This is a genomic window from Martinezella sp. CNPSo 3795, assembly GCF_057784475.1.
Genome location: NZ_JBXSOQ010000015.1, coordinates 1 through 23,424, shown reverse-complemented (window position 1 = coordinate 23,424; position 23,424 = coordinate 1). Strand labels below are relative to the sequence as shown.

Below are 23,424 nucleotides of genomic sequence, written 5' to 3'. Positions count from 1 at the left end.
AGAATTCCTTCAGTGACGCCGGCTGGCTGCGATCTCTTCGCTATAGCGCATTTCCAGCAGCGTCTTCAGTATCAATGTGACAAGAGCGAGCAGGGCCAGGAGCGTGGCAACCGCGAATGCCCCCGAAAAATTATATTCGTTATAAAGAATTTCGACCTGCAGGGGCATGGTGTTGGTTTCGCCGCGGATATGACCCGAAACGACCGAAACGGCTCCGAACTCACCCATGGCGCGGGCGTTGCAGAGCAGCACGCCGTAAAGCAGGCCCCATTTGATGTTCGGCAGCGTGACATGCCAGAAGGTCTGCCACCCATTAGCCCCGAGCGAGAGCGCCGCCTCTTCGTCTGCGCTGCCCTGTTCCTGCATTAGCGGGATCAATTCACGCGCGACGAAGGGAAAGGTGACGAACATCGTCGCCAGTACTAGCCCAGGAACCGCAAACAGGATCTGGATGCCATGGCTTTGCAGCCAGGGGCCGAGTGTGCTGTTCGAATTGAACAACAGCACGAAGACCAGGCCCGATATGACCGGCGACACCGAGAAGGGCAGATCGATCAGCGTCGTCAGCAAGGCCTTGCCCTTGAATTCGAATTTGGCGATCGCCCAGGCGGCTGCAATGCCGCAGACGAGGTTCAGCGGCACGCTGATGCCGGCAACGATCAATGTCAGCCGGATCGCCGCGAAGGTTTCCTCGTCAACCAAGGCTTCGAAGAAGGTCTCGATCCCCTTGCGGAAAGCTTCGACGAAAACGGCGGCGAGAGGCAGAAGCACCATCAGCGTCAGGAACGCGAGCGAGATCAGTATGAAGACGATGCGCGCAAGCCGGCTTTCGGTGATGACCGAATGACCGGTTTCGACTGATGCAGAAAGATCATGCGCCATAGCCATATCTCCTTCTGCTCCACGACTGGATGAGATTGATGATCAAAAGCATGGTGAAGGAAATGAACAGCATCACCGTCGCGATCGCCGTCGCTGCGGAATAATTATATTCCTCCAGGCGAATGACGATGAGCAGCGGCGCGATTTCCGAAACATAGGGCTTGTTGCCGGCGATGAAGATGACCGATCCGTATTCGCCGGCCGCACGTGCGAATGCCAGCGCAAAGCCCGTCAGAGCGGCAGGGGCGAGGCCCGGCAGCAGCACGCGGGTTATGGTCTGAAAACGCGAGGCACCAAGGGTCGCCGCAGCCTCTTCGACTTCGCGGTCGATCTCCTCCATGACCGGCTGTGCCGTGCGCACCACGAAAGGCAGGCCGACGAAAATCAATGCGATGACGATGCCGACCGGAGTGAACGCGATCTTGATGCCGAGCGGCGTCAGGAACTGACCGATCCAGCCATTCGGCGCGTATAGCGTCGTCAAGGCAATGCCGGCGACGGCCGTCGGCAGGGCGAACGGCAGATCGACCATGGCATCCAGGATGCGTTTGCCCGGAAAGCGATAGCGCACCAGCACCCAGGCAAGAATAAGCCCGAGCACGGCATTGACGAGCGCGGCGATGAAGGCGCCGCCGAAGCTCATGCGCAGCGCATAGAGCGTGCGCACGTCAAGCGCGAGGGCCCAGAAATTCTGCCAGCCGAGGGCACTGCTTTTCCAGAGAAGCCCCGACAGCGGAATGAGTACTATGAAGATGAGCCAAGCCAAGGTAACGCCGAGCGCCAATCCGAATCCCGGAATGACGCTCGGCTGCCGTAACCGCCACCGTTTGCGGGTTATAGAATGCATTCAGTCTTATTGTCCCGGCTTGTAGATCTGATCGAAGACGCCCCCGTCAGCGAAGAATTTCGGCTGAGCTTGAGACCATCCGCCAAAGTCGTCAATAGTGGCGAGCTTCAGGGACGGGAAACGAGCGACATCCTTCGGATCGGCCGCTTCCGGCTTAATCGGCCGGTAATAGTGCTTCGCAGCGATCTTCTGACCTTCATCCGAGTACAGGTAGTTCAGGTAGGCCTCCGCGACCTTGCGCGTACCTTTGGTATCGACATTGCCATCGACAACGGCAACCGGCGGATCGGCGCGGATCGAAACGGACGGCGTGACGATTTCGAATTTATCGGGGCCGAGTTCGTCGAGCGAGAGATAGGCCTCGTTTTCCCAGGCAAGCAGAACGTCACCAAGACCGCGCTGGACGAAAGTCGTCGTCGCGCCGCGCGCGCCGGTGTCGAGGACCGGGACATGCTTCAGGAGCTGCGCGACATAGTCCTGCGCCTTGGCATCGTCGCCGCCATTGGCCTGCTTCGCCCAGGCCCAGGCAGCGAGAATGTTCCAACGCGCACCGCCTGATGTCTTCGGGTTCGGCGTAATGACTTCGACGCCGTCCTTGACCAAATCCGGCCAGTCCTTGATGCCTTTGGGATTGCCCTTGCGCACCAGAAAAACAATGGTCGAGGTGTAGGGAACCGAATCGTTCGGGAACTTGGTCTTCCAGTCGGCCGGGATCTTGTGCGTCGCCTTGGCGATCGCGTCGATATCGCCTTCGAGGGCGAGCGTCACGACGTCGGCATCGAGGCCGTCAATAACCGAGCGAGCCTGCGCGCCGGAACCGCCATGCGAAGCCTTGATATTGATGGTTTCGCCCGTATCCTTCTTCCACTTGGCAGCAAAGGCCGTGTTGAAGTCCTTATAGAGTTCACGAGTCGGATCATAGGAAACATTGAGAAGCGTCTTGTCCGCCGCCCAGGTCGGCGCGACGGCCGCGATCGAGAAACTGCCGATCAGAATTGCGGTGGCGAGAAGCCGAGAAAGCTTAATCGTCTGCATGGATGCACCCCCTTCGTTTGTCCTTAAACCCTATCAACTTGGTCGTATAAAGTAACGAAGGCAGTTTCCGTTTTCGGTAACTGCGGAGAACAGCATCCCATAGAATCCGGAAAAGTGAAATCACATTCCCGAATGACGCCAGACGTGCAACGAGTGCGTCGTCAGCGGATGGTGTCGGACATAAAGACGGAATAGAGTTCGTCGGCGCTCTTCGTCTGCCGCATCGCTGTCAGAACGCCTTCCGTACGCAAACGCCTCGCGATCGCGGCAAGCACGTTCAGATAGTCGCCCCGGCCGCCCTCTCCGAACAACAGCACGAAGGCCCATTCCGTCGGTATGTCGTCGATGGCTTCGAAATCGACTGGATGTGCAAAATGCACCATCAGTCCCCGAGGCCTCGTCATGCCAGCGATGGCGGCATGCGGAACCGCGACGCCATTGCCGATCCCCGTCGTGCCCAATTTTTCGCGCGTCTCCAGCGCCCGCAGGACCACTGCCTCGTCCAGGCCAAAGCAATGGGCTGCCTTCGACGACAGCATCTGCAATGCCCGCCATTTCGTCGGAGCGGAGACGCCGACAAAGACGTGTTCGGGAAGAATGATCGTGGAAAGGTCCATGGTCGCACTCAAGGTCCGGCAATAAATTCTGAAATGGCATTCATCGCCACAAGTCCGAGGCCAAATCGCCTCGATGATGGGCTCGAAATTTCCGCCGCCTCAATCCGGCTCGCGCAGCCGGTAGCCGACACCTGTCTCGGTGGTGATATAGTGCGGCTGATCGGGAATCTCTTCGATCTTCTGCCGAAGCTGGCGCACATAAACGCGCAGATACTGCACATCGGCCGCCGGCCCCCAGATCTGCTTCAGCAGGAATTGGTGCGTCAGCACCTTGCCGGCATGCTGGGCGAGCACGCGCAGGATGTCGTATTCCTTCGGCGACAGCTTGATCTCCTTGCCATCGACCTTGACGATACGCTTGACGAGATCGATGGAAAGACCGCCGGTCTGGAAAATCGCCTTCTCGCCCTGCTGCTGCAGGCGATGGCGCAGCGCCACACGGATGCGGGCAGCAAGCTCGTTAACGCCGAAAGGCTTGGTGACATAATCGTCGGCGCCACTTTCGAGCGCCTTGACGATGCCGGCTTCATCGGTCCGGCTTGACAGGATGACCACCGGGATCTGCACCCCATCCTCGCGCCAACCGAGCAACAGATCCTGGCCTGATTTATCCGGCAGACCGAGATCAAGCACGATCAGATCGGGCTGGTCTTCATCGATCGACGCCTGGGCTGACGCGGCGCTCTGTGCCTCATTGACGACGTAGCCCTGGGCACCGAGGCCCACGCGCAGCAATTTGCGGATCGGCGGCTCGTCATCGACAACGAGAATCTTGACGGCAGTGGTGTTCATTTCAGTTCATCCAGCTTCGGGACATCTGTTGGTTTCGGCAGGCGGATGGTGAAAACTGCCCCCTGCCGATCCGTTCTGTTGCCGGCGGCGATCGTGCCGCCCATCGCCTCGATGAAACCGCGGCAGATGGACAAGCCAAGCCCGGTTCCGGCGCGCACCTGATCGCCCTTGCGTACCCGATAGAAGGTATCGAAGACGCGTTCGAGGTCGGCGGGCGGAATGCCCGGTCCCTCGTCCATCACGCGGAAGACGATATTGTCTATATCGGCCCAGGCCTCCAGGCGAATGGCCGATCCTTCCGGCGCATATTTGGCGGCGTTGTCGAGCAGATTGAACAGCACCTGCTCGAACAGGACCGGATCGACTTTCACCATCGGCAGATCGACCGGCATCTGCACGTCGACGCGGTGATGTGCCAGGATTTTTTCCGCCCGCCGCAGCGCACTGCCGACGATATCGCCGCCATAATGCAGGGCATAATTCGGCTCCATCGCGCCGGACTCGATCTTGGTCATGTCAAGCAGATTGGCGATGAAGCGGTTGAGGCGTTCGGATTCGTCGATGACGGTCGACAGAAGATCGACGCGATCTTCGTGTGGCAAGGTTTCCAGATAGTCGCGTAGGGTGCCCGCCGCCCCAAGGATGGCAGCGAGCGGCGTCTTCAAATCATGCGAAATCGAGGTCAACAGAGCCGACCGCAGCCGGTCGGCCTCCACCGCCAGCTTTGCGCGGTCGACATCGGCTACCAGCTGCACGCGCTCGATGGCAAGAGCTGCCTGATCGGCGAGAGCATCGAGCAGCCGCTGTTGCTCCGGCGTCAGAAGCGGGCCGTCGCGGCGGTCGCTATCGAGGCCGATGACGCCGACGGCGGTTCGACCTGTACGGAGCGGAACGTAAAGGCGCTTGGCGCCCGGTAGCGTATCTGCACCACGGCCGGCGGCATGATTATGCTCCCAGGCCCACCGCGCCGCCGCGATATCGGCGTCGTCGAGCGTGTCGTCAGGCGGATAGCCGGCCTTGACGGCGATCGTGCCATGTTCGGGAAGAAGCAGCACTACCCGCAGTTTCAGCATCGACGCCAGCTGGAAAGCGGTTGCCCATAGAACGTCGTCCAGCGTGCCTGTGCCGGCGAGCTTCTTGGAGAAGAGATAGAGATCTTCCGTCGTTCGCGCCCGTTGCCGCGCCGCCGCCGCCTGGCGCTGCACCGTCGCCGTCAGGTTACTCGCAATGACCGCGACACCAAGGAAGAAGAAAAAGGCAAGCACGCTTTCGGGATCGCTGATCGTCAGCGTATAGCGCGGCGGCAGGAAGAAGAAGTTGAAGGCAAGAGCACCGAGAAAGCAGGAATAAAGTGCCGGACGCAGACCCTGGGTCACGGCGCTTACCAGCACCGCCATCAGGAAGACGAGCGCCAGATTGCGGACATCCAGCACCTGATCGAGGATGACGCAGAAGCCCAGCGCGATGGCAACATAGAGCGTTGCCAGAACATAGCCGCGGAGTTGGAAAGGCGGCGATGAGGGCGCCACTTTGACGCCACGCCTTGCAGCCTCGCCATCCGCTTCGCTGCCGGAAATGACATGGACGCTGATGTCCCCGGCCTTGCGAATGAGATCATAAGAAACTGAGCGGCGAGACCAATCACGCCAGGAACCGATTTTCGGTGAACCGATGACGATGTGCGTCACGTTGTTGCTGGCAGAATGGCGCAGCAGCTCCTCCGCCACCTCCCGCCCCGGAAGTGTGATTGCTTCACCACCAAGCTGCTCAGCGAGCCGCAGCGTTGCGGCGATCGTGTCGCGCTGCGCCTCGCTCAAACTGATCGAGCGGTTGGTCTCGACATAGACGGCTGCCCAGGGCGCCCGCAAGCGCGCGGCCATGCGCGCGGCATAGCGCACAAGCGCGGCCGAGCGCGGGTGGTGATCGATGGAAACGAGCACGCGCTCGCCGGCAGCCCAAGGTCCCTGGATCGCATGCGCCTGCATATGGGTTAGCAGCTGGTCGTCGACGCGCTGGGCGGTGCGACGCAGCGCGAGCTCCCGCAAGGCCGTCAGGTTGCCTGGCGTGAAATAGTTGGTCAGCGCGCGCTCGGCCGTTTTCGACACGTAGACTTTGCCGTCATGCAGCCGCTTGATGAGATCATCAGGAGTCAGATCGATGATCTCGACATCATCGGCCATGTCGATGATCGAATCCGGCACCGTCTCACGCACACGGATGCGGGTAATCTGCGAAACGACGTCATTCAGGCTTTCGACATGCTGGATATTCAACGTCGTGTAGACGTCGATGCCGCGTTCAAGCAACTCCTTGACATCGAGGTAGCGCTTGGGATGCCGGCTGCCATGCGCATTGGTATGGGCGAGTTCGTCGACCAGCACCAGGTCGGGGCGGCGTTTCAGGATGGCATCGAGATCCATCTCCTCGAGCGCCCTGCCCTTATAGTCGACATTGATGCGCGGAACGATCTCGAACCCTTCGAGCAGGGCCTGTGTCTCACGGCGGCCATGGGTCTCGACGACACCGACCACGACATCAACGCCATCAGCGATCTTCGCCCTGCCCGACATCAGCATCTCATAGGTCTTGCCGACGCCGGGTGCCGCCCCCAGGAATATCTTCAACCGACCGCGCGTCTCGGCCCGCGCCTTTTCGAGAAGCGCATCGGGAGAAGGCCTGCTCAACATATCGCGGCTGTCGTCTGCCATTCGCTGGTTGTCTTTCCTGATAAGGTTGAGACGACACGAACCGTCTCAACCCCTTCAACTTATTGAGTCATAGAAGCATCGAGCGCCCGGTTCAATGCCAGCACATTGACCACAGGTTCCCCGAGAACGCCGAGCTCTCGCGGCTCTATGGCTGCCTCGACGAGCGACTTGACCTTGGCCTCATCCATGCCGCGGGCCTTGGCGACGCGCGGCACCTGGAAATAGGCGGCTTCGGGCGAGATGTCCGGGTCGAGACCGCTGCCCGAAGTGGTGGCCAGATCGATCGGAACCGGCGTATTCGGGTTCTGCGCCTGCAATGTCGCGGCATCCCCCTTGATACGCGTGATCAGGCTCGAATTGGTCGGGCCAAGATTGGAACCACCGGAATTGGCGGCATTATAGGGTACGGAAACCGATTTGGTCGGATCGTTTGGGTCGGCGCCGGTCGTGGCTGACGGACGCCCGTGGAAATACTTATCCGCCGTGAAATTCTGGCCGATAAGACTGGAGCCGATCACCTTGCCATCCTTCTCCACCAGGCTGCCATTGGCCTGGTGGGGGAAGAGCGCCTGGGCGACACCGGTCATCGCAAGCGGATAGGCAAGGCCGGTCAGGACGGTCGTGGCGACGATCATGACGATCGCTGGTCTGATTTGTTTCAACACGAGAGAAACTCCTTAGGCGAGGCCGATGGCGGTGATCGCCATATCGATGGCCTTGATGCCGATGAAGGGAACGATGATGCCGCCGAGGCCGTAGATCAGCAGGTTGCGGCTGAGCAGCGCACCGGCGCCGATCGGGCGATAGCGGACACCCTTCAGCGACAGCGGGATCAGTGCGACGATGATGAGCGCGTTGAAGATGATGGCCGAGAGAATGGCGCTTTGCGGCGTTGCCAGTCCCATGACGTTCAGCATTTTCAGCTGCGGGTAGAAGGCGATGAACATGGCCGGGATGATGGCGAAATACTTGGCGATATCGTTGGCGATGGAGAAGGTCGTCAGCGCACCGCGCGTCATCAGCAGCTGCTTGCCGATCTCGACGATCTCGATCAGCTTCGTCGGGTCGCTGTCGAGGTCGACCATGTTGCCGGCTTCGCGAGCGGCCACCGTACCGGTGTTCATGGCAACGCCGACATCGGCCTGGGCGAGTGCCGGCGCATCGTTCGTGCCGTCGCCGCACATGGCGACCAGCTTGCCCTGTGCCTGCTCCTGACGCATCAGCGCCAGCTTCATCTCAGGCGTCGCCTGTGCGAGGAAGTCGTCGACGCCGGCTTCGGCGGCAATGGCGGCAGCCGTCAGCGGATTGTCGCCCGTGATCATCACGGTGCGGATGCCCATGCGGCGCAGCTCCGCAAAACGCTCACGGATGCCGCCCTTGACGATATCCTTGAGATGGATGACGCCGAGCAGACGGCCGTCACGAGCAACGGCAAGCGGCGTACCACCGGCTTTGGCGATCTCGTCGGCGATCACCTGCAGCTCACGCAGCGTTTCACTGGTCGTGCGGGACATAACGGCAGTACCTTCGTGACTGCCGTTAGCAGCACCTTCGACATAGGCGACGACGGCATCGACGGCACCCTTGCGGATCGAGGAGCCATCGAGATCAACGCCGCTCATACGGGTCTGGGCGGTAAAGGGAACGAAGGTCGCCTTCAGGCTCGTCATGTCGCGGCCACGGATCGCATATTTTTCCTTGGCAAGCACCACGATCGAGCGTCCCTCCGGCGTCTCGTCGGCAAGGGAGGCAAGCTGTGCGGCATCGGCGAGGTCTTGCTCGCTGATACCACGGACGGGGCGGAAGGCGGTCGCCTGACGGTTGCCGAGGGTGATCGTGCCAGTCTTGTCGAGAAGCAGCGTATCGACGTCGCCGGCGGCTTCGACGGCGCGACCGGACATGGCAAGCACGTTGAAACGCACCAGGCGGTCCATGCCGGCAATGCCGATCGCCGAAAGCAATGCGCCGATGGTGGTCGGGATCAGCGTCACGAAGAGCGCAACGAGCACGACCGTCTGGATCGAGCCGCCAGCATAGGCGGCGAAGCTCGGGATGGTGACGGTCGCGAGCACGAAGATCAGCGTCATGCCGGCCAGCAGGATGTTGAGCGCGATTTCGTTGGGCGTCTTCTGTCGTTCGGCACCTTCGACCAGCGCGATCATCCGGTCGATGAAGGTCGAGCCCGCAGCAGCGGTGATGCGCACGCGTATCTCATCCGACAGAACCTGCGTACCGCCAGTCACAGCCGAGCGGTCGCCGCCCGATTCACGGATGACCGGCGCGGATTCGCCGGTGATCGCGGCTTCGTTGACGGAGGCGACGCCTTCGATGACCTCACCGTCCGAAGGGATGATATCGCCCGCTTCGACCAGAACGACATCGCCAACCTTGAGGCTGGTGCCGGGCACCATCTTGTAATCAGTGCGGCTGTTGCCGACGAGCAGCTTCGCCTGAGTTTCGGTGCGCGACTTGCGCAGCGAATCCGCCTGCGCCTTGCCGCGGCCTTCGGCAACAGCTTCGGCGAAATTGGCGAACAGCACCGTGAACCAGAGCCAGATATTGATCTGCAGCGAGAAGGCGAGATTGCCACCGCCGGTAACGAGGTCGCGCAGGAAGAGGACGGTCGTCAGCATCGAAACGACGGCGACCACGAACATGACGGGGTTCTTGGCGAGGGTACGCGGGTTCAGTTTCTTGAACGAAGCGCCGATCGCCGGAACGAGGATGCGAGAATCCAGAATACTCGCTGATTTTAACTGGCTCATAAGAGGCTCCAGCGTGAAGAGGAAAACGTCAGATCGGAACGCCGCCGATCAGCCGATTAGAAATCCGAAGACGACAAGGCCGAGAAACAGGGCAACCATCGCCAGCAAAATGGCGTCGGACGCGCAGGTCATTCCGGCCGGGCCACGCCCCCTGTCGAAGGGGCGTGGATCGATGACTTTTCTAAGCTTGCCTAGAAGCGGTTGGCTCATGGCCGTCATTCCTTAGAAGGTCTGGCCTGCAATCATCGACAAATGTTCGACGATCGGTCCGAGCGCCAGCGCTGGGAAGAAGGTCAAACCGCCGACGATCAGGATCGTACCAACAAGCAGGCCCACGAAGAGCGGACCATCCGTTGGGAAGGTGCCGGCCGAGGCAGGAACCGTCTTCTTGCTGATCAGGGAACCGGCAATCGCAAGGGCCGGAACGATGACCAGGAAACGGCCGATCAGCATGACGATACCGAGCGTGATATTATACCAGGAGGTATTGCCCGTCAGGCCGCCGAAGGCCGAGCCGTTGTTTGCCGCTGCCGAGCTATAGGCATAAAGGATTTCCGAGAAGCCGTGCGGACCGGCATTGGCGATCGAGGCAACGGCAGAGGGCAATACAACGGAGATCGACGTGAAGATCAGCATGCCGAAGGGCAGGCAAAGCACGGCAAGCATTGCCATCTTCACTTCCTTGGCCTCGATCTTCTTGCCGAGATATTCCGGCGTGCGCCCGACCATCAGGCCCGCAACGAAGATGGCGATGACGACGAACATCAGGATGCCGTAGAAGCCGGCGCCGACGCCGCCGACGATGACTTCGCCAAGCTGCAGGTTGATGAGCGGGATCAGGCCGCCGATCGCCGTGAAGCTGTCGAGCATGCCATTAACCGCGCCGCAGGATGCGGCGGTGGTAATGACCGCGAAGAGCGAGGAGGCAGCAATCCCGAAGCGGACCTCCTTGCCTTCCATATTGCCACCCTGGATGCCGAGTGCATGAATAAGCGGATTGCCTGCCGCTTCAGCCCAATAGGTGACGATCACGCCGGCGATGAACAGCGTGCCCATCGCAGCCAGGATCGCCCAGCCCTGACGCTGGCTGCCGACCATACGACCGAAGACATTGGTCAGCGCCGCGCCGATGGCGAAGATCGCCAGCATCTGCAGGAGGTTGGAGATGGCGTCGGGGTTTTCGAACGGATGCGCCGAGTTGGCATTGAAGAAGCCGCCGCCATTCGTGCCGAGCATCTTGATGGCAAGCTGCGAGGCAACGGGACCGACGGCGATCGTCTGCTGCGCGCCTTCGAGCGTCGTGGCATTGACATAGGGGCCGAGCGTCTGCGGCACACCGAGATAGACGAAAGCAATCGTCAGCACGATGCAGATCGGCAAGAGGACGTAGAGCGTCGCACGGACCATATCGACCCAGAAGTTGCCGATCGCCTTGCCCGAGGCACGTGCGAAAGCACGGATTAGCGCAATGGCAATGGCAATGCCGGTTGCCGCAGACACGAAGTTCTGCACCGTCAGGCCGGCCATCTGCACGAGGTAAGACATCGTGCTCTCGCCGCCGTAATTCTGCCAATTGGTATTGGTGACGAAGCTCGTTGCCGTGTTGAAGGACAGTTCCGGGCCGACTGCGGTCATGCCGGCCGGATTATACGGCAGGCTGCCTTGCAGTCGCTGCAGGGCGTAAAGAACGAGGAAACCCGCGAGGCTGAACAGCAGCATGGAGACAGAATAGGTCGTCCAGTGCTGCTCTTCGCGTTCATCCGTGCCGGCCAAACGATAAAGCCCCCGTTCCACAGGACGGAGGACGAAAGAGAGGAAGGTGCGCTCGCCGGTAAAGACACGCGTCATGTAACCGCCGAGCGGTTTGACGAGCAGGAGAAGGATCCCGATATAAATGAGGATCTGAAGCCATCCGTTGAAGGTCATGGAGGTAACTTTCCCTATCCAGCGCTGTCAGAAGCGCTCGGGGCGAATGAGAGCATAGACCAGGTAGACGGTGAGAAAGATCGTCACGCCGCCACCGAGAATGTAATCGAGAAGCATTGCCGTCTCTCCGACTAGAGGCTGTCGCAGGCCTTGGTATAAGCGACACAGAGGAGGAAGAATAAAACGCCGATCCCGACAAGAATAATGTCCATCATTGATCGCGATTCCTTGATTGTTATTGTTGAATGCAGAAATGATGGAGAGCGCCCTTGCTCAGAGCGCCTCTTTTTCCTGCCGACCTGGAAGATCACTTAGGGAGCATCTTCCAGACGTAATATGCGACCGAACCGCATTAAGGTTCGAGACGGCGGAAAAGCGGAAGATATAAAAATCTTATAAATGCCGGGGCGGATGATGACGGTCTAAAACTATGTTCATACGCGAAGCGGATGCCTGCCTGCATTGCCGAACTCGCTCGAAGAAGGAGGCATATTCCGCGGGCGTGGGGCCGCTATTTTATTGAATTTCCTGAACGATCCGCACAGGACATTTAAGATGCTTCATCGATCTCAATCACCTTCCATGATTGCATCATTCCATATGCAAAAAATCTAATATAGAAAGATTTGGCATAGCCAGATATTAAGACCGCATGGATGGCGCTTGATGCGGCATTCTGGCGGTGATTAAGTCCGAGGGCGAGTTGGCCTGCACTCCGACAGTCTTGCTCCCGACCATTCGACCGCAAGCCAAAGAAATGCGCGCAAGTGACGACCAGCATCAGACATATCGCCAAACTTGCGGGAACGTCCGTCTCGTCGGTCTCGCGCGTGCTGAACAACAGTGGCTATGCCTCTCCGGAACTCCGAGAGCGCGTGGAAGCAGCCATTCGCACGCTCAATTACACGCCAAGCAAGGGCGCGAGGATGCTTCGCGGCGCGCCGAGCCGCATGATCGGCCTTATGCTGCCTTCCATCGACGTACCCTTCTTTGGCATCCTTGCCCACGCCATCGAGCAGGAATTGTTCCGGCGCGGCTATCAGACGTTGATCTGCAGCACCGCCGAAAACATGGATCACGAGGCGCGCTATATTTCCATGCTGCTGTCTCAGCGCGTCGACGGCGTCATCGTTGCAAGCGCCTTCGGCAGCACGGAGCATTTCGAGGCGTTGCGTGAGGCCCATATCCCGATCGTCGCCATCGACCGCGAGCTTCCCGGAATAGCCGGCGAGGCCGTCATGGCCGATCACGAGGAGGGCGGGCGATTGATGGCCCGTCACCTGATCGAACTCGGTCATCGCGCAATCGGCATTGTCGGCGCTCCCGCCCATAGCCAGCCTGTCCAGCTTCGCCTTCTCGGTATCACGGCTGAAATGGCTGGAAACGGCATGGCTCCCGCCGCAATAGCCATGGCCGAGGAGCACAGCTTCGCGGCGACCTATCCACTCGCAAGGGAGTTGCTGGCATCTCGGCCCGAACTGACTGCTATCATCGGCACGACGGATATTTCGGCGATTGCCGCAATCCACGCCGTTCAAGATCACGGCTTTTCCGTGCCTCGCGACTATTCGGTGATCGGTTTCGACGATTTGCCGGAGGCGGCCTATGTCTTTCCGCGGCTGACGACCATCGCCCAACCGATCCGCGGCGTCGGCGAGCAGGCGGTCCGGCGATTGGAGGCCCTGATCGATGAAGACCAGGTCGATGGCGAGCCGCGTATGGACAGCCTCATCAAAGTGCCTGTCACCTTGATCCGGCGCGACTCCACCGGCCTCGTTCGCACATGAATGCAAGCAGCGCTCAGGGCCGGACGATGACCTTGATTTCGCCAGCCAACGGAGCGCTGCCGACCACGCTTGCAACATCCTCAAGGCCAATCGTCTTCGTAACAAGCGAATCCAGCTCAAGAATCCCGCTTGCCACCATGGCAGCGGCGCGAGCGTGGGTGAATGGATTGAGATAGGCTGGCCTGATCTCGACTTCATTGACGAGCAGATCGAACGGCAGAACGGGCACTTGGAGGCCCGCAGGCGTCACGCCGAACAGCACGAAGGCACCGCCGCGCCGCATCATCCGGACGCCGGTCTGCAGCGTTTCGGGAACGCCGGCGCATTCTATGACGACATCGACGCCCCCGCCGGTCGCATCCCGCACGGCAGCAACAGCGTCGGTCGCCGTCGGATCGAGGGCCTGTGTTGCACCCAGGCGCAAAGCTGCTTCCCGCCGTGACAGCTGCCTCGTGATCAGGATGATCTGGTCAGCGCCTGCGAGGCGCGCCAGTTGGACCATGAGCAAGCCAATGACACCACCGCCCAATATGGCGACGCTGTCGCCCGGACGGATTTGTGCCTTGTCGATGGCATGGATGCAGCAGGCCAGCGGCTCGCAGAAGGCGCCATGAACGGGATCGAGATCCGCCGGCAGTATGAACGCCTGTTCGCAGGGAACTACGACATATTCGGCAAAGCCACCATCGCGCGTCACGCCGATAGCCGTGAGGTTGGCGCAGAGATTTGGCCGCCCGCGCCGACAGGCGGGGCATGTGCCACAAGCGATATTCGGGTCTATGGTTACGAGTTCACCGCCCACGAATGAGGTAACGCCCTCGCCCACCTCCTCGACGAGGCCGCAGAACTCGTGGCCCAAGGTCACGGGGATCGCCGTCGGATATTCGCCCTTGTACATGTGCCGGTCTGACCCGCAGATGCCGGCGGCCAGCACCCGCACGACAATCTCTCCCGGACCGGCGCTCGGCTTCTCGACCATATGCATGGCCATATCGCCGATTGCTTCCAAACGGACTGCCCTCATTCGCCTCCTCCAAGCGTAAAATTTGATTCGCTCGCTATCGCGCCGCTCCCATCGGCACTATAGCACTCAATGATGCGCGTTGCCGCTCCACCGCGGTGCGCTAGACACCGGCGAGCTGCATCTCCTTTATATCCTCCAGAAGTGCCGCCATGTCAGGAATGCCATCCGTCGCGGTTGCCCCCCTCAGGCAACGCGCAGCGGCAGCATGTGCAACGGCGCAGATGCGCTCGACGGGCCAGTCCTCATACAGACCGTAAAGTACAGCGGCGCAGAAAGCATCGCCGGCGCCGACGGTACTGACGATTTCAGCCGGATCGACTGGCCGGGAGCGTGAGACAATTGGCTTCATACCCGGTGCAAACCAGAAACAGATTTCCGGAGCGTGAATGATTGTGCCCTTGGCGACACCTGCCTCCAGCAACCGTTCGCCGACTGTCCGAAGTGCAGTCTCGTTCAACTCCCCTTTCGTGTCCCGCACGGTCACGCCGGTTGCCCGCCCTGCTTCGATTTCGTTGATGACAAGATAATCGCAATAGGGCAGCGCAGCGCCAACCTTTGCCGCGAATTCCGGATCCTCACTGGAGACGAAATCGACGCAAGTGATCAGGCCGGCATTGCGCGCGGCCTCTAGCAGGCGCGATGCTCCGGATCGGCCATCCGCATCGAGCATGTCGAGACCAGGCAGGAGCATTAGATAGCCGAGATAGAACAGCCGGTAACCGGCGTTGGCAAAGGTCGCGGGCGAGAGGAGCGCGTCCGTCACCGCATCATTGGCACCGCCGTGATAGAAGAAAGTGCGGTTCTGCCCCGGCACGTTCATGACATGCGTATGGGCTGTTGCGCGGTCGGGAAGCTCCCGCAGACCGCTTGCATCGATACCGGCGCTCTGAAGCCGCGCCTTGACGATCCCGCCATCGATATCCGCCCCGATACAGCCTGCGGCGGCAAGCTTCCCGGGAAAGCCGAGGGAGGCGAGATCGGTGACGACATTGGCGGCCCCGCCGCCAACGCCCACATCCTGATGCTGAATATAAGCAAGATTACCCTGCTCGGGCCAGTAGGACAGCGTATGGACACGGTCGACGATGAAGTTTCCCGCGCAGACGATACCTCCGTGGTCCTTCTTTTCGCCGTCGCGAACCTCCTCCCCGGTCCGCATCAGCCACCTGCCTCATTCCATAGAGGCCTGAGCGGCGGCTCGTCCTCCTCGATCGCGGCGAAGCGCCCGATCGGTTCCAGAAAGTAATTGTCGCTATTGTCGTCATTGACCTGGCTGACTTCGCCGACAAAGACCGGACCGCCGCCTTTGCGGCCGTAGAAGCGATGATAGAGCCCGGTGGGGATCGTCACGCTCCGGCCAGGAGAAAGAACCAACGGCTCCCATGCCGCAAGTTTTTTCGGCAAGCCGTCGACCGGGACGGTCACATCATCCTGCAGCACATTGCCCTCGGCATCGGTCGCAGCGAATTCAATGACGAGATCGCCGCCGGCCCTGTTAATGATGTCTTCCATCTTCGCCTGGTGACGATGGGTCGGCGTGACCTGCCCTTCCTCAACGAAAAGCAGCTTTTCGGCATAGGTGCGTTCGCCTTCGACACCGACGATGCCGTTGCGCAGGCAGAAGAGCACGAGGCCGCATTCGGCAAAACGGCTCGAGCCGAAATCAGTGACATCCCACCCCAGCTGATGACTACGCAGATAGCGCGCCGCCTCCGGATTTGCAGCGAAGTCCGCCGCGGTCCAATAACCCCACTCTGGCAGCGACCAGCGCCAATGGTCTACGATTTTGCTTGCGCGCCGCAGCGCTTCATTGATTTCCGAGCGCTTCATCGGACGGTCGCTCCTTCGTAATCGACCGGCACGACGATATTTTCACGGCCGGATTTCAGTGCCGCCGTCAGCACTGCGTGATGCGCCTGCGCCTCTTCCGGCGTGGCACAGGTGAAGCCGTTGGCGTTTCCGCCGGCCAATTCATCGACGAAGGCAGCCCACATTTGCTGGATGGCATCGGCGAAGCCGAATTCGAAGATCTTGCCGGTGATAGCCGGGAACAATGAGCCGTATCCGAGGTCCTCGGTACTCCAGGCCTGGGCACCGCCGGTATAATCCATCCATTGCCACTGCCGCGGCGCTTTGGTGGTGAAGAAGGCGCTCTTTTTCATGCCGAGGATGCGAATATACCAGGTATTGGCTTCGCCCGGCGCGATGCGCCAGGTCTTCAGCACCATCGGAAAATCCTGATCTTTTGTCTGCACACGGCTGCTGATCGTCGCATTGTCCCAGGTCGTACACGGCACCATGCCGCCCTTGCCGTCCGGGCGCTCGATGATCTTCTTGACCAGTTGCGCGTGCAGGGTCTGCGGACGCCAGCCGAGCCGCAGCGGTACATGCAGCACATGCATGCCGAGATCGCCCATGCAGCCGTATTCGCCATTGATATCGGCCATGCGCTTCCAGTTGATTGGCTTTTGCCTGTCGATGTCGGAAGAATGCAGGAAACCGGCCTCGACTTCGAGGATATCACCCATCTCACCGCTTTCGGCGAGCGCGATGACCTTCTGCGCTCCAGGGAAGAAAGGCATTTCCGACGAGCAGCGAACCAGAAGCTTCGGGTTCTCGGCAAGCACCGCCATGATCTCGCGGTTCTGTGCCGCATCCATGCCGAACGGTTTTTCGCCCAGCAGATGCTTTCCGGCCTTCAGGATATCGACGTAAAACTGTTTATGCAGCACATGCGGCACGGCGCAATAGACCGCGTCAACATCCGGATTGGCGAGCAGCTCCTTATAGTCGCTGGTGAATTGCCGAACCGACGGCGCATTGTCCTTGAACCAGTCGAGCAGCGCCTCATTGGTGTCGCAGACGGCAACGATTTCCGGCCGTGCCCTCGTGTCGGCAAGATGCAGCCAGCGTGCGGCGGCGCTTGCGAATTCACGCCCCATCAGGCCGCAGCCGATGACGCCGAAGCGGAATACCTTCTTCATGTTTCCTCCTCCCGGGATGCGTCAGGCGAGATGCCGCGAGGCGTCTTCGACGGAAGCCTCCTCATGGACGATCGCCATCAGGGCGCGCGTCATGCCGGCCGGATTATCGTGCTGGATGACGTTGCGGCCATAGACGATACCGCGGGCGCCCTGCTCCATCAGCTGTTTCGTACGTGAAAGGATTTCCTGATCCGAGACGCGGCCGCCGCCACGCACCAGTACGGGCAAGCCCTGAGCAATCTCGATGACGCGGTGATATTCCCGCACGTCGTCACAGGGATCGGCCTTGATGATGTCGGCGCCAAGTTCGGCAGCCTGACGTACCAGCGGCAGGATCTTGTCGATCGCCCCATCGACCATGTAGGCACCCTTGGAATTATCCTGCATGACCAGCGGCTCGACCATTAGGGGCATACCGTAAATCTCACATTCGCGCTTCAGGCTGTTCACGTTGCGCACGCAGGCGCGATAAACTTCCGGCTGGTCCGGCAGCATCAAAAGATTGACGACCACACAGGCGGCGTCGAGTGCGACGGCCTGCTCCACGCCTCGGTCGATCATTTCGGAAAACAGCGCCGATGGCAGCGGATTGCCGTAGATATTGGCGATATCGGTCCGCAGCACCAAAGCCGGACGACTTTTGCCGGGAATAGCCTGCAGAATGGGTGCAGTGCCCGGCGGAAGCTGGATGGCATCGGGCGCGGCATCGGCAATGACCTTGATCGCCGTTCGCATATCCTCGATGCCGGCGAGAAAGGTCCGTTCATTGAACATGCCATGGTCTATGGCGACGTCGAAACAATTTCCAGACACGCCGAACAGGCGGTTGAACCGCGCGGATTTCATCTATTTCCTCCCGATGTGGTAACGTTTCCACATCGGCACATTAGAGGACAGATTTGGCGAGTCAAGGCGGATGCAGCGTCGTCTTCGACAGCCGCTTGACGTCTTCAAGTTTAAAGGATGAGAACAATCAGTTTATGGACATGGCCAGCCGCCCGCGATCCCTCGCGAGGCGGGGCTCTGCGGAAACTGCGCAGATCAGTGCAGCTCCGTTCCCTGGATCGCTGAAAGCGTCCAGTCCGAACCCGGCTTGCGCACGAAGGTCCAGAGTTCCGTCGTTTCCGAAGGGTTACGATCGTCGCCGTCGACGAGTTTCCCGGTCGCGCGATCGACCATCGCGTCGATGCTCGAATAGCGCATGGCAAGCGTCGCATATTCGGCATTGTCCTCGCGCCACGCTTCGGCGATATCGCCTTGCAGCAGCCGGACGTCGGAAACGCTGTTGCGCACGCCGCTGGTCGCGTTTTCCCCAAGTTCTTCGGCGAGGTAGGACATCGCCTCCGGCGTGGTCAGCCGGCGCAGCGTGGCATAGTCTTCCTTACCATAGGCCGACTGGATTTCTGTCAGAAGGTGCTCGAAGCGATCGAGATCGGCCTGCTGCAACCCGATCTCGTCATTGGCTTGGCGCGCCTTCGGCGCGGCCGCCGCTCCACCGCCGATAGACGGGATGGAGAAGGAAGGGCGCGGGGAAACACCTGCGTTGTTCATCGGATTCATATTGTAGGACGTGCCCGATCCCGGTGCTGCATATTGTGTCCGCTGGCGGTTTGCGAAGAAACGCATGGCAAAACTGATCAGCAGCACGATCAGACCGATCTGCAGTAGCATGCCGAGGAAGCCGATGCCGCCGCCGAAACCGTGACCGAGCATCATGCCCAGAAGACCGCCGGCAATCAGGCCCGCGATCATCGACCCACCGAAGCCGCCGAAAAGACCTGGACGCTGCGGCGCGCCGAGCGGCGGCTGCGTCGTCGTTTGTTGCTGCGGCCGCTGCGTCATCGACCGGTCGATCGGGGCAGCCTGCGTAGGCGCCGTCCGTGTTATGGCCGGGGTATCAAAGGTGCGCGTTCCGCGGCTTCCGAAGCCGCTGGATCCAGCTCGGCGTGCATCGGCAGCGTCAAAGGTCGCTAAAGACGACGCGGCGGCAAGGACGACGATGGCTGCGATCTTGGCGAAACGCGGTACTGCACTGAACATTGGCTCTCCTGTCATAGGGCAGAAAGACTAACCCGCCCCTATATGGGGATGCCTGTTCGTGATTGTAAGGCTGCGATTTTAAGTTGGTGCAAGTTTCAGATTTCAATCCAGAGCAAGCCAGCCGCGCGAGCATGCGGATGACTGGCCACACCCTTCGAAGACGATCCTAATCTTCATCCGCTCCTTCGATCAAACCGTCATAGACTTCCATCATCGCATTGGTGATGGCCTGGCCAAGTGCGTTACCGGCCGCGCGGACATCATCCTCCGTGCCGTCCCGTGCGGCTCTTGCCAATTCAAAGCCCTCATCACTGATGATCTGCTTTGCGACCTCGATGGCCCAAAGCCCGAAATCACCGCGGTTGTCTATCTTGATCTCGTGTTCCATTGTCCGTTCCATCTATTGATCACAGCCAAGCCTCTATAGACCTGCCGGGCAAAAGGCCAGTTTCAATGACTCCGTTACCGCTCGCATCCGTATGGTGAAGGGGTGCCGGATCTCTGATTCCGGTCCTTCCGCAGATTCGCAGGCGTCTGCGGATAGCGCTGACCGCTCTCCTCTCGGCCGGCCTAACCGAGGCCTTGCCTGGAAAATCGCTTGCGGAAAGCGTTCGAAATGGCCTCGATGCGTCGGAACCTGTGGAAATACGGGCATTCTAAGCCTTTCCGGCCCGGACTCCAGGTGACAATGGACATCGGCAATGGAAATGATTCCACCGTCATCAATGCGGGGGAAGCCTCATGACCACCACCAATGAAATTGCAGACAAGATTGCTGCAGACCACAAGCTTACCAAAGTCCAGAGCAAGGCGATTGTCGAAACCGTCTTTGCAGCCATTACCGGAGCCGCAACATCCGGCGCCGAAACCTCGATCCCGGGCTTTGGCAAGTTCAAAGTCAAGGATACGCCGGCGCGCGAAGCACGCAATCCGGGAACGGGCGCAACCATCAAGGTTGCAGCATCGAAGAAGCTCGCCTTCACGCCGGCCAAGGCGCTGAAGGATGCGCTCAACAAGTAATCCGGATCGTTAGGATCCCACAGTTCAACGGCCGGCTCTATTTGTTAGAGCCGGCCGTTTGCGTTTTCAAACGAAGGCGACCGCGCTTGCTGATCGCATCGAAGGGCTGGTCAACGCGAATCGAGATAGATCCTCAGCGCCTCAGCCTCATCCGTCTGGATGGCAGAGACGCCGGCATCGACAAGTCTGCCCCAAATCGCAGCAGGATCCTGCAGGGCGGCAGTATCCGTGAAGCCCGCGCAGGAAACGGAATCGAGGGTATTGACCCACAGGCGCATACCCGCATCCACAAAAAGCGCCTTGCGCGCCGCGAGCTGGTCAAGACTGTCGAAGTAGATTTCACAGAGCAGCGGCTTGAGCTGACGGAGAAGATCAAGCTGGCTCTCGGCATCCACAGAACCGAGGCGTGTTTTCGCCATGAGGAGTACCATCTCCGGCGACACGCTGCTCTGGATCCAGGCGAGATCGTCCGAGGTTTTCAGATCGCTCCAGAAGTCGACCTGCCGATCGACGCCCATCGCCCGGGCGCAGGCGATCACGCCGGGGATCATGTCTCTGCGCTTGACATCGAGATGCAGGAAAATGCGACCGCGCGTGAGATCGAAGACGTCCTTCAGGCTCGGCAGCTTTTCATCGGTCATCCGGTTCGTCTCGCCGCCATCACGATCGCGCAGGTTCAGGTTCGACAATTGCTGCAGCGTCAACCCCTCCGCCTCTCGGGCGAGGCCAGCCGTTCGCTCGAGCGTATCGTCATGCAGAAGAAAGAACTCGCCATCGCTGCTGCATCGCACATCGATCTCGACCACATCGTAGCCGGCTGAAATCGCCCGCTCGATCGCAAGCAGGCTGTTTTCCGGCGCGGCGCGCCAGATCCCACGATGAACGACGATCGCACAATCGCGCGAGGGGTCGGCGATATAGTCGGCATAGTCCATGATAGGCCCTTATCTCGCGGAAATACGCGCAAATCGCCCAGAATCGCACGTCTTCAACGAGGCGTATCATGGGATTTTGACAGATCTGCAAAGCGCGATGCCGATCGCTGCCACCGACATCTTAGAACAGCAATCGCAGCCTAATAGCTGCGATCGGAAACGATGGATAAATTATCCAGGCGGCGGAAGATGCAATCTTAGAAATTCCAGTCTTCATCCTCGGTGGCGACGGCCTTGCCGATGACATAGGACGAGCCGGAGCCTGAGAAAAAGTCGTGGTTCTCATCCGCATTCGGAGATAGTGCCGAGAGGATGGCCGGATTGACCTTGCAGGCTTCGACCGGAAAGAGCGCCTCATAACCAAGATTCATCAGCGCCTTGTTAGCGTTGTAATGCAGGAACTTCTTGACGTCCTCAGTCAGGCCGACGCCATCATAGAGCGCCTCGGTGTACTTGGCTTCGTTGTCATAAAGCTCCAGCAGAAGATCGAAGGCGAAATCCTTGATCTCTTGCCTGCGCTCTTCCGAAAGCCGCTCGAGCCCGCGCTGGAACTTGTAACCGATGTAATAGCCATGCACGGCTTCATCACGGATGATGAGACGGATCATGTCGGCCGTATTGGTAAGCTTGGCGCGGCTCGACCAGAACATCGGCAGATAGAAGCCGGAATAAAACAGGAAGCTTTCAAGGAAGACGCTTGCAACCTTCTTCTTCAAGGGATCGCCGGAGGCATACTGCTCCATGATCAGCGTCGATTTCTTCTGCAGGAACTCGTTCTCCTCCGACCAGCGATAGGCGTCATCGACGTCAGGCGTCAGGCAAAGCGTCGAAAAGATCGACGAATAGGAGCGTGCGTGCACGGCTTCCATGAAGGAGATGTTCGACAGCACCGCTTCTTCATGCGGCGTGGCGGCATCAGCCATCAGCTTGACGGCGCCGACACCATTCTGGATCGTGTCGAGCAGCGTCAGGCCGGTGAAGACGCGGATGGTGAGCTGCTGCTCCTCAGGTTTCAGCGTCGCCCAGGATTGAATATCGTTCGACAAGGGCACCTTTTCCGGCAGCCAGAAATTGCCGGTCAGGCGGTTCCAGACCTCAAGATCCTTGTCGTCCTCGATGCGGTTCCAGTTGATGGCGCGAACCCGGCTTGACGGCTTGAATTGCATGTTCATTTTCATCGTCCCTCAAAGGTTCAGAGCGTGCAGGAAACGCAGCCCTGAACCTGCGTGCCTTCGAGCGCCATCTGGCGAAGCCGGATGTAGTAGATAGTCTTGATGCCCTTCTTCCAGGCATAGATCTGCGCCTTGTTGATATCGCGCGTAGTTGCGGTGTCGCGGAAGAACAGCGTCAGCGACAGGCCCTGGTCGACATGCTGAGTGGCCGCGGCATAGGTATCGATGATCTTTTCCGGCCCGATCTCGTAGGCGTCCTGGTAATAGTCGAGATTGTCGTTCGTCATGAAGGCGGCTGGATAATAGACGCGGCCGATCTTGCCTTCCTTGCGAATCTCGATCTTGGAGACGATCGGGTGGATCGAGGAGGTCGAGTGGTTGATGTAGGAGATCGAGCCGGTCGGCGGCACGGCCTGCAGGTTCTGGTTATAGAGCCCGCCTTCCATGACGGCTTTCTTCAATGCGAGCCAATCTTCCTGCGTTGGGACGGCGATGCTGGCAGTTTCGAAGATTTCTGCGACGCGCTTGGTCGCCGGCTTCCATTCCCGGTTCGTATATTTATCGAAATATTCGCCGGAAGCATATTTCGAATTCTCAAAGCCCTTGAAGCTCTGGCCGCGCTCGACAGCGAGCAGGTTCGAGGCGCGAATGGCGTGGTAGGTCACCGTATAGAAATAGATATTGGTGAAATCGACGCCTTCTTCCGAACCGTAGAAAATGCGCTCGCGGGCGAGATAACCGTGCAGGTTCATCTGTCCGAGGCCGATCGCATGGCTTTCGTCATTGCCCTTCTCGATCGACGGCACGGAGGAGATATGGCTCATGTCGGAGACAGCCGTCAGCGCGCGGATCGACATTTCGATCGTTTTGCCGAAATCCGGGCTGTCCAT

At 59.8% G+C, this 23,424-nt stretch carries 23 protein-coding genes; 2 read left to right on the top strand and 21 right to left on the bottom strand.

The features are described 5' to 3' along the window. Positions 1 to 9 precede the first annotated feature (9 nt). From cysW to kdpF, 11 genes are all read right to left on the bottom strand, one after another. Positions 10 to 882 carry a sulfate ABC transporter permease subunit CysW gene (gene cysW, locus AC13QY_RS28530; RefSeq protein ID WP_113350944.1) on the bottom strand — a complete coding sequence of 291 codons (873 nt, stop codon included), beginning with the start codon at positions 880 to 882 and terminating at the stop codon, positions 10 to 12. Next, positions 872 to 1,729 carry a sulfate ABC transporter permease subunit CysT gene (cysT, locus tag AC13QY_RS28525; RefSeq protein WP_069609968.1) on the bottom strand — a complete coding sequence of 286 codons (858 nt, stop codon included), beginning with the start codon at positions 1,727 to 1,729 and terminating at the stop codon, positions 872 to 874. Before cysT ends, cysW begins: the two co-directional genes overlap by 11 nt. Positions 1,730 to 1,735: 6 nt before the next feature. Beyond that, positions 1,736 to 2,764 carry a sulfate ABC transporter substrate-binding protein gene (locus tag AC13QY_RS28520; RefSeq protein WP_113350943.1) on the bottom strand — a complete coding sequence of 343 codons (1,029 nt, stop codon included), beginning with the start codon at positions 2,762 to 2,764 and terminating at the stop codon, positions 1,736 to 1,738. Positions 2,765 to 2,925: 161 nt separating this feature from the next. Beyond that, positions 2,926 to 3,381, bottom strand: coding sequence for a PTS sugar transporter subunit IIA (locus tag AC13QY_RS28515; protein ID WP_113350942.1), 456 nt, complete (start codon positions 3,379 to 3,381; stop codon positions 2,926 to 2,928). Between the two features lie 99 nt (positions 3,382 to 3,480). Beyond that, complete coding sequence (locus AC13QY_RS28510) at positions 3,481 to 4,173, bottom strand: response regulator (protein WP_069609971.1); 693 nt, start codon at positions 4,171 to 4,173, stop codon at positions 3,481 to 3,483. Beyond that, the gene (locus tag AC13QY_RS28505; protein WP_113329239.1) at positions 4,170 to 6,881 is read right to left on the bottom strand and encodes a sensor histidine kinase; all 2,712 of its coding nucleotides are present in this window, start codon (positions 6,879 to 6,881) and stop codon (positions 4,170 to 4,172) included. The genes AC13QY_RS28510 and AC13QY_RS28505 overlap by 4 nt, the downstream gene beginning before the upstream one ends. Positions 6,882 to 6,940: 59 nt before the next feature. Then, positions 6,941 to 7,546, bottom strand: a complete 606-nt coding sequence (locus tag AC13QY_RS28500) for a K(+)-transporting ATPase subunit C (protein WP_113350941.1) — start codon at positions 7,544 to 7,546, stop codon at positions 6,941 to 6,943. 12 nt (positions 7,547 to 7,558) lie between these two features. After that, positions 7,559 to 9,646 carry a potassium-transporting ATPase subunit KdpB gene (kdpB, locus tag AC13QY_RS28495; protein WP_113350940.1) on the bottom strand — a complete coding sequence of 696 codons (2,088 nt, stop codon included), beginning with the start codon at positions 9,644 to 9,646 and terminating at the stop codon, positions 7,559 to 7,561. A gap of 48 nt (positions 9,647 to 9,694) precedes the next feature. Continuing rightward, a complete protein-coding gene (locus AC13QY_RS28490) occupies positions 9,695 to 9,856 on the bottom strand; it encodes a hypothetical protein (protein ID WP_162746286.1) in 162 nt (53 codons plus the stop codon). Between the two features lie 12 nt (positions 9,857 to 9,868). Beyond that, positions 9,869 to 11,572 (bottom strand): potassium-transporting ATPase subunit KdpA, encoded by a 1,704-nt coding sequence (kdpA, locus tag AC13QY_RS28485; RefSeq protein WP_113350939.1) that lies wholly within the window; start codon positions 11,570 to 11,572, stop codon positions 9,869 to 9,871. A 27-nt stretch (positions 11,573 to 11,599) separates the two neighbouring features. Further along, positions 11,600 to 11,689: a K(+)-transporting ATPase subunit F gene (gene kdpF, locus AC13QY_RS28480; RefSeq protein WP_041678183.1), complete on the bottom strand. Its 90-nt coding sequence runs from the start codon at positions 11,687 to 11,689 to the stop codon at positions 11,600 to 11,602. A 650-nt stretch (positions 11,690 to 12,339) separates the two neighbouring features. On the opposite strand from kdpF, the gene AC13QY_RS28475 reads away from it, so the two are divergent. Continuing rightward, entirely contained in the window at positions 12,340 to 13,359 is a 1,020-nt protein-coding gene (locus AC13QY_RS28475; protein WP_113329244.1) for a LacI family DNA-binding transcriptional regulator, read from the top strand. A 13-nt stretch (positions 13,360 to 13,372) separates the two neighbouring features. Here the strand turns inward: AC13QY_RS28475 and AC13QY_RS28470 are convergent, their stop codons facing one another. The 7 genes from AC13QY_RS28470 to AC13QY_RS28440 form a co-directional block, all read right to left on the bottom strand. Continuing rightward, the gene (locus tag AC13QY_RS28470) at positions 13,373 to 14,383 is read right to left on the bottom strand and encodes a zinc-dependent alcohol dehydrogenase family protein (protein WP_113350938.1); all 1,011 of its coding nucleotides are present in this window, start codon (positions 14,381 to 14,383) and stop codon (positions 13,373 to 13,375) included. A 100-nt stretch (positions 14,384 to 14,483) separates the two neighbouring features. Beyond that, entirely contained in the window at positions 14,484 to 15,542 is a 1,059-nt protein-coding gene (locus AC13QY_RS28465) for a carbohydrate kinase family protein (RefSeq protein ID WP_113350937.1), read from the bottom strand. Further along, positions 15,542 to 16,213 carry a D-lyxose/D-mannose family sugar isomerase gene (locus AC13QY_RS28460; RefSeq protein ID WP_113350936.1) on the bottom strand — a complete coding sequence of 224 codons (672 nt, stop codon included), beginning with the start codon at positions 16,211 to 16,213 and terminating at the stop codon, positions 15,542 to 15,544. The genes AC13QY_RS28465 and AC13QY_RS28460 overlap by 1 nt, the downstream gene beginning before the upstream one ends. Further along, a complete protein-coding gene (locus AC13QY_RS28455) occupies positions 16,210 to 17,367 on the bottom strand; it encodes a Gfo/Idh/MocA family protein (protein WP_113350935.1) in 1,158 nt (385 codons plus the stop codon). The genes AC13QY_RS28460 and AC13QY_RS28455 overlap by 4 nt, the downstream gene beginning before the upstream one ends. A 21-nt stretch (positions 17,368 to 17,388) precedes the next feature. Beyond that, positions 17,389 to 18,213, bottom strand: coding sequence for a class I fructose-bisphosphate aldolase (locus tag AC13QY_RS28450; protein ID WP_113350934.1), 825 nt, complete (start codon positions 18,211 to 18,213; stop codon positions 17,389 to 17,391). Positions 18,214 to 18,408: 195 nt separating this feature from the next. After that, complete coding sequence (locus tag AC13QY_RS28445) at positions 18,409 to 19,407, bottom strand: Tim44 domain-containing protein (protein WP_145635533.1); 999 nt, start codon at positions 19,405 to 19,407, stop codon at positions 18,409 to 18,411. 166 nt (positions 19,408 to 19,573) lie between these two features. Next, positions 19,574 to 19,795 carry a hypothetical protein gene (locus AC13QY_RS28440; protein ID WP_095437446.1) on the bottom strand — a complete coding sequence of 74 codons (222 nt, stop codon included), beginning with the start codon at positions 19,793 to 19,795 and terminating at the stop codon, positions 19,574 to 19,576. A 353-nt stretch (positions 19,796 to 20,148) separates the two neighbouring features. Between AC13QY_RS28440 and AC13QY_RS28435 the strand changes: the two genes are divergently transcribed. Then, entirely contained in the window at positions 20,149 to 20,427 is a 279-nt protein-coding gene (locus AC13QY_RS28435) for an HU family DNA-binding protein (RefSeq protein WP_488494361.1), read from the top strand. A 110-nt stretch (positions 20,428 to 20,537) separates the two neighbouring features. Here the strand turns inward: AC13QY_RS28435 and AC13QY_RS28430 are convergent, their stop codons facing one another. The 3 genes from AC13QY_RS28430 to AC13QY_RS28420 all read right to left on the bottom strand — a co-directional run. After that, positions 20,538 to 21,362, bottom strand: a complete 825-nt coding sequence (locus tag AC13QY_RS28430) for a glycerophosphodiester phosphodiesterase family protein (protein ID WP_113350932.1) — start codon at positions 21,360 to 21,362, stop codon at positions 20,538 to 20,540. A 197-nt stretch (positions 21,363 to 21,559) separates the two neighbouring features. Next, the gene (nrdF, locus tag AC13QY_RS28425; RefSeq protein WP_113351072.1) at positions 21,560 to 22,534 is read right to left on the bottom strand and encodes a class 1b ribonucleoside-diphosphate reductase subunit beta; all 975 of its coding nucleotides are present in this window, start codon (positions 22,532 to 22,534) and stop codon (positions 21,560 to 21,562) included. 20 nt (positions 22,535 to 22,554) lie between these two features. After that, positions 22,555 to 23,424: ribonucleotide reductase large subunit (locus AC13QY_RS28420; RefSeq protein ID WP_488494360.1), on the bottom strand; the 870-nt coding region annotated here is incomplete at its 5' end.

What these genes read in the sequence shown, in the direction of transcription:
- cysW (WP_113350944.1), bottom strand. Translation starts at nt 882, where the DNA reads ATGGCGCATGATCTTTCTGCATCAGTCGAAACCGGTCATTCGGTCATC.
- cysT (WP_069609968.1), bottom strand. Translation starts at nt 1,729, where the DNA reads ATGCATTCTATAACCCGCAAACGGTGGCGGTTACGGCAGCCGAGCGTC.
- AC13QY_RS28520 (WP_113350943.1), bottom strand. Translation starts at nt 2,764, where the DNA reads ATGCAGACGATTAAGCTTTCTCGGCTTCTCGCCACCGCAATTCTGATC.
- AC13QY_RS28515 (WP_113350942.1), bottom strand. Translation starts at nt 3,381, where the DNA reads ATGGACCTTTCCACGATCATTCTTCCCGAACACGTCTTTGTCGGCGTC.
- AC13QY_RS28510 (WP_069609971.1), bottom strand. Translation starts at nt 4,173, where the DNA reads ATGAACACCACTGCCGTCAAGATTCTCGTTGTCGATGACGAGCCGCCG.
- AC13QY_RS28505 (WP_113329239.1), bottom strand. Translation starts at nt 6,881, where the DNA reads ATGGCAGACGACAGCCGCGATATGTTGAGCAGGCCTTCTCCCGATGCG.
- kdpB (WP_113350940.1), bottom strand. Translation starts at nt 9,646, where the DNA reads ATGAGCCAGTTAAAATCAGCGAGTATTCTGGATTCTCGCATCCTCGTT.
- AC13QY_RS28490 (WP_162746286.1), bottom strand. Translation starts at nt 9,856, where the DNA reads ATGAGCCAACCGCTTCTAGGCAAGCTTAGAAAAGTCATCGATCCACGC.
- kdpA (WP_113350939.1), bottom strand. Translation starts at nt 11,572, where the DNA reads ATGACCTTCAACGGATGGCTTCAGATCCTCATTTATATCGGGATCCTT.
- kdpF (WP_041678183.1), bottom strand. Translation starts at nt 11,689, where the DNA reads ATGCTTCTCGATTACATTCTCGGTGGCGGCGTGACGATCTTTCTCACC.
- AC13QY_RS28470 (WP_113350938.1), bottom strand. Translation starts at nt 14,383, where the DNA reads ATGAGGGCAGTCCGTTTGGAAGCAATCGGCGATATGGCCATGCATATG.
- AC13QY_RS28465 (WP_113350937.1), bottom strand. Translation starts at nt 15,542, where the DNA reads ATGCGGACCGGGGAGGAGGTTCGCGACGGCGAAAAGAAGGACCACGGA.
- AC13QY_RS28460 (WP_113350936.1), bottom strand. Translation starts at nt 16,213, where the DNA reads ATGAAGCGCTCGGAAATCAATGAAGCGCTGCGGCGCGCAAGCAAAATC.
- AC13QY_RS28455 (WP_113350935.1), bottom strand. Translation starts at nt 17,367, where the DNA reads ATGAAGAAGGTATTCCGCTTCGGCGTCATCGGCTGCGGCCTGATGGGG.
- AC13QY_RS28450 (WP_113350934.1), bottom strand. Translation starts at nt 18,213, where the DNA reads ATGAAATCCGCGCGGTTCAACCGCCTGTTCGGCGTGTCTGGAAATTGT.
- AC13QY_RS28445 (WP_145635533.1), bottom strand. Translation starts at nt 19,407, where the DNA reads ATGTTCAGTGCAGTACCGCGTTTCGCCAAGATCGCAGCCATCGTCGTC.
- AC13QY_RS28440 (WP_095437446.1), bottom strand. Translation starts at nt 19,795, where the DNA reads ATGGAACACGAGATCAAGATAGACAACCGCGGTGATTTCGGGCTTTGG.
- AC13QY_RS28435 (WP_488494361.1), top strand. Translation starts at nt 20,149, where the DNA reads ATGACCACCACCAATGAAATTGCAGACAAGATTGCTGCAGACCACAAG.
- AC13QY_RS28430 (WP_113350932.1), bottom strand. Translation starts at nt 21,362, where the DNA reads ATGGACTATGCCGACTATATCGCCGACCCCTCGCGCGATTGTGCGATC.
- nrdF (WP_113351072.1), bottom strand. Translation starts at nt 22,534, where the DNA reads ATGAACATGCAATTCAAGCCGTCAAGCCGGGTTCGCGCCATCAACTGG.